Here is a 4,038-nt window from a genome sequence, read left to right on the forward strand (position 1 = left end):
CCCGGCTCTTCCACAGTGGCGAGCTGCCGGCCGGCCGTACCGTCGCGGTCGTGACCGGCGGCAACGCCGACCCGCAGGTGCTCACCGCGGCACTGGCCGCCTGACCCCCGTCACGCGCGGCCGACGCGGTCCAGGATCCAGGCGTTGACGAACGCCTCCTCACGCCACGAGTCGTACCGACCGCTCGGCCCGCCGTGGCCCGCGCCCATCTCGGTCTTGAGCAGGTAGTCGCCGGCCGGCGCGAGCGCGCGCAGCCGGGCGATCCACTTGGCCGGCTCGTGATAGAGCACGCGAGTGTCGTTGAGGCTGGTCACCGCCAGGATGGCCGGGTAGTCGGCGGCGGTCACATTCTCGTACGGCGTGTACGACTTCATGTACGCATACACCTCGGGGTCGTCCAGCGGGTTGCCCCACTCCTCCCACTCGGTGACCGTCAACGGCAGCGACGGGTCGAGGATCGAGGTGAGCGCGTCCACGAACGGCACCTGCGCGACGATCCCGGTGAACGCGTCCGGGGCGAGGTTCGCCACCGCGCCCATCAGCAGGCCACCGGCCGACGCGCCCCGGGCGACCAGCCGGTCGCTCGCCGTCCAGCCCGCCTTCACCAGGTGCCGGGCGCAGGCCACGAAATCGGTGAACGTGTTCTTCTTGGCCAGCAGCTTGCCCTCGTCGTACCAGCGCCGGCCCAGCTCGCCGCCGCCCCGGATGTGCGCCACCGCGAAGATCACGCCGCGGTCGAGCAGGCTCAGCCGGGCGATCGAGAACCACGGGTCCATGCTCGCCTCGTACGACCCGTAGCCGTAGATGACGGCGGGCGCCGAGCCGTCGCGCGGGGTGTCCCGGCGGCAGACCAGCGAGATCGGTACCCGGGTGCCGTCGTCGGCGAGCGCCCAGTCCCGGTGCTGCTCGTAGTCGGCCGGGTCGTACGGCCGCCCGTCCGGCCCGGGGCGTACCGGCTTCTGCCGCCGCAGCGTCAGCTCCCGGGTCACCAGGTCGTAGTCGTAGACCGAGTCCGGGGTGACGAGCGAGGTGTAGCGCAGCCGTACCTCGTTCGTGCGGTACTCCGGGTTCGCGTCCAGCCCGACGCTGTAGATCGGCTCGGGGAAGTCGATGTCCCAGCTGTCGTCGCTGCCGACCGGCAGCACCCGCAGACCGGTCAGCCCGTTGGCGCGCAGCGACACCACGAGGTGGTTCTCGAACGCGTCGACCGCCTCCAGCCGGGTGCCCGGCGTGTGCGGGATCAGCGGCGTCCACTCGCCCGGCGCGTCCGCCGAGGTGTACGCGAGCGCGAAGTCCTCCGCGCCGTCGTTGTGCAGGATCAGGAAGCGGTGGCCGTGGTGCTCCACCGCGTACTCGATGCCCTGACGCCGCGGGGCCACGACGGCGGGCTCGCCGGTCGGGTTGGCGGCCGGGACCACCCGCACCTCGCTGGTGATCTTGCTGTGGATGTCGATCACCACGAAGCGCTCGGAGCGGGTCAGCTCGACGCCGACCCAGAACCGCTCGTCGTCCTCCTGGTAGACCACCACGTCCTCGGTGGACGACGTGCCGACGGTGTGCCGCCAGACCCGGTTCGGCCGCCACGCCTCGTCCACCGTCACGTAGAACAGAGTCGAGGCGTCGCTCGACCACGCCGTGCCGTAGAACGTGTCCGGCACCTCGTCCGGCAGCGACTCGCCGGTGGTCAGGTCCTTGATCCGCAGCGTGAAACGCTCGTCGCCGGAGAAGTCGGTGGAGTAGGCCAGCCAGCGGCCGTCCGGGCTGACGTCGAACGCGCCGAGCGAGAAGAAGTCGTGCCCCTCGGCGAGCTGGTTGCCGTCGAGCAGCACCTCCTCGCCGTCGAGCGGCGCGCCGTCGGCGCTGACCGGGGGCGCGGTCTCGCCGGGGCGGACCGCGCGGCGGCAGTGCACGCCGTACTGCTGCCCCTCGACGGTGCGGGTGTAGTACCAGTGACCGTCCTTGCGGGTCGGCACCGACAGGTCGGTCTCCTGGGTGCGCCGGCGCGTCTCCTCGAACAGCTCCGCGCGCAACTCGGCCAGGTGGGCGGTGCGCGCCTCGGTGTACGCGTTCTCGGCGTCCAGGTAGGCGATCGTGTCCGGGTCGTCCTTGGCGGCGAGCCAGGCGTACTCGTCGAGGACTGTGTCACCGTGATGGACGCGCTCGGTCGGGACGCGCTTGGCGACGGGCAGTGGGGTTTCGGTCACGGCGCCACGTTACCGGGCGCCGGACCGCCGCCGGGGCCGCCCGCCGCGCGAATCCGGCGACTCGCCGCCAGGACTTTCGAACATGTGTACGATAAGCGCCATGGCGGATGCAGCTCGTTCCACCAACCGACCCGGAGCCCTCGACATCACCCGGAAGCTGGCGGAGATCTGTGGTTCGCCGTTCGCCCGCTTCGCCGGCCCGGCCGACGAGGTGGCCGGGCGTACCGCCCGCTGGGTGGCCGTGCCGGGCGGCCCGCACGCCGCCGCCGAGGTGTTGCGGCTGGCCGCGGCGTACGACCTGACAGTGGTGCCCCGCGGCGCCGGCACGAAGATCGACTGGGGCGCCGCTCCAGCGCAGGTGGACATCATGCTCGACACCGGCCGCCTCGCCGGCGTCTGGCACGAGCCGCATGCCGCGGCGGTGGCCGAGATCGGCGCCGGTACGCCGCTGCGCGCCGTCCAGGCCACGCTGGCGCGCACCAACCGGCGGCTGCCTGTCGACGCGCCCTCGCCGGGCGCGACGCTCGGCGGGGTGCTCGCCGCCGACGAGTCCGGTCCGCTGCGGCACCGGCACGGCAGCCCGTGCGCCCAGCTCATCGGCGTGCGCTATCTCGACGCCGACGGCGAGTTGGTGAGCGTCGGCGAGTCCGGCACGGAGGCGTTCGGCCGGGCCGCCCCGGGTGTTGGCGGTGGCCGTCCGGGCGGACGCGCTCCGGCAGCCGGTGCCGGTGCCGGTGCCGACGGAGGTCCGGGTCGCGGTGGTGGCGGTGCGATCCTCGGTCGGGGTGGGATGCCCGGGCTGGACGTGGCACGGCTGCTCTGCGGCTCGCAGGGCGGGCTCGGCGTGCTGGTCTCGGCCACCATGCGGGTGCAGGCCGTGCCCGCGAGCCGGGTCTGGGTGTCCCGTCCGGTCTGGACCCCGCTGGAGGTGCACGACCTGGTCCGTGCCGTACTGGCGTCCGGCGTCGGCCCGGCCGCCGTCGAGCTGGACCTGCCCGTGCCGGTGCCGTTGCCCCGTCGCCGGATTCCGGCCACGCACCCGTCGGTGATCAACCGCCCCGATCACCCGGCCGTGACCGGCCGGCCCGCGGCGGGCAACCTGGTGGTGCTCCTGGAGGGCGGCCCGGCCGACGTGACCGAGCGGGCCGAACGGCTCACCGCCGTGCTCGGCGCCCCGGCGATGGTCAGCCACCACGCGCCGGAGTGGTGGGGGCGCTATCCCTTCGCGCCCGGAGACACCGCGCTGCGCATCGAGGTGCCGATCAACGACCTGCACGCCGCCGTCTACGCGCTGCGCGACGCCGCCGGCACCCCCGTGCCGGTACGCGGCTCGGCCGGCAGCGGCGCGGTGCACGCCGCCCTGCCCGGCGCGCTGCCGCCGGAGCGGGTCGCCTCGATCCTCACCGCCGTCCGCAGCGTACTGATCGCCCGGCGGGGCCGGTGTGTGGTGGTGGCCGCGCCGACGGCGGTGCGCCGTGCCGTGGACCTCTGGGGCGAGCTGCCCGCGTTGCCGCGCCTGCGCAGCGCCAAGGCCCACCTGGACCCGCACCACCGGCTGGCCCCCGGCCGCCTCCCCGGTGGTCTCTGAATCCGGCCCGCCTCGGCCTGCTCACCCGGCACCCCGACCTGCCTCCACACTGGACGCCCGTCCCAGCGGGCGCGGCAGCGGCAGGCACCAGTTCGGGGTGGTGGTTGTGTCCACGTGCGCCGGATGCCGCCACTTCGGCGAGCTGGCGCCGCCCACCCGCCACCGACAACCCGCACTCCCCACCACTGTCGTGATCAAGGAGTTTGTGTCACGGTTCGCGCCTCCCCAGGCCCCAAACTCCTTGAT

The 4,038-nt window shown here is 73.8% G+C and carries 2 protein-coding genes and 1 pseudogene; 2 read left to right on the plus strand and 1 reads right to left on the minus strand.

Features of this window, described 5'->3' with window-relative positions; translation table 11 throughout:
• A pseudogene (locus KBX39_RS25165) lies at positions 1-104 on the plus strand (threonine/serine dehydratase); the annotation flags it as partial.
• Between the two features lie 6 nt (positions 105-110).
• Here KBX39_RS25165 and KBX39_RS25170 read toward each other — a convergent pair.
• On the minus strand, positions 111-2,204 hold the full coding sequence (locus KBX39_RS25170) for a S9 family peptidase (protein ID WP_210872826.1): 2,094 nt from the start codon (positions 2,202-2,204) through the stop codon (positions 111-113).
• A gap of 100 nt (positions 2,205-2,304) precedes the next feature.
• On the opposite strand from KBX39_RS25170, the gene KBX39_RS25175 reads away from it, so the two are divergent.
• A complete protein-coding gene (locus tag KBX39_RS25175) occupies positions 2,305-3,792 on the plus strand; it encodes an FAD-binding oxidoreductase (RefSeq protein ID WP_247660571.1) in 1,488 nt (495 codons plus the stop codon).
• The last annotated feature ends 246 nt before the right edge of the window (positions 3,793-4,038 follow it).

The sequence above is a fragment of the Micromonospora sp. D75 genome (genome assembly GCF_018070405.1).
In the GTDB taxonomy this organism is placed as follows: domain Bacteria; phylum Actinomycetota; class Actinomycetes; order Mycobacteriales; family Micromonosporaceae; genus Micromonospora; species Micromonospora chalcea.

Bases quoted from the DNA above. Each gene is read 5' to 3' on its own strand.
- KBX39_RS25175 (WP_247660571.1), top strand. From the start codon at position 2,305: ATGGCGGATGCAGCTCGTTCCACCAACCGACCCGGAGCCCTCGACATC.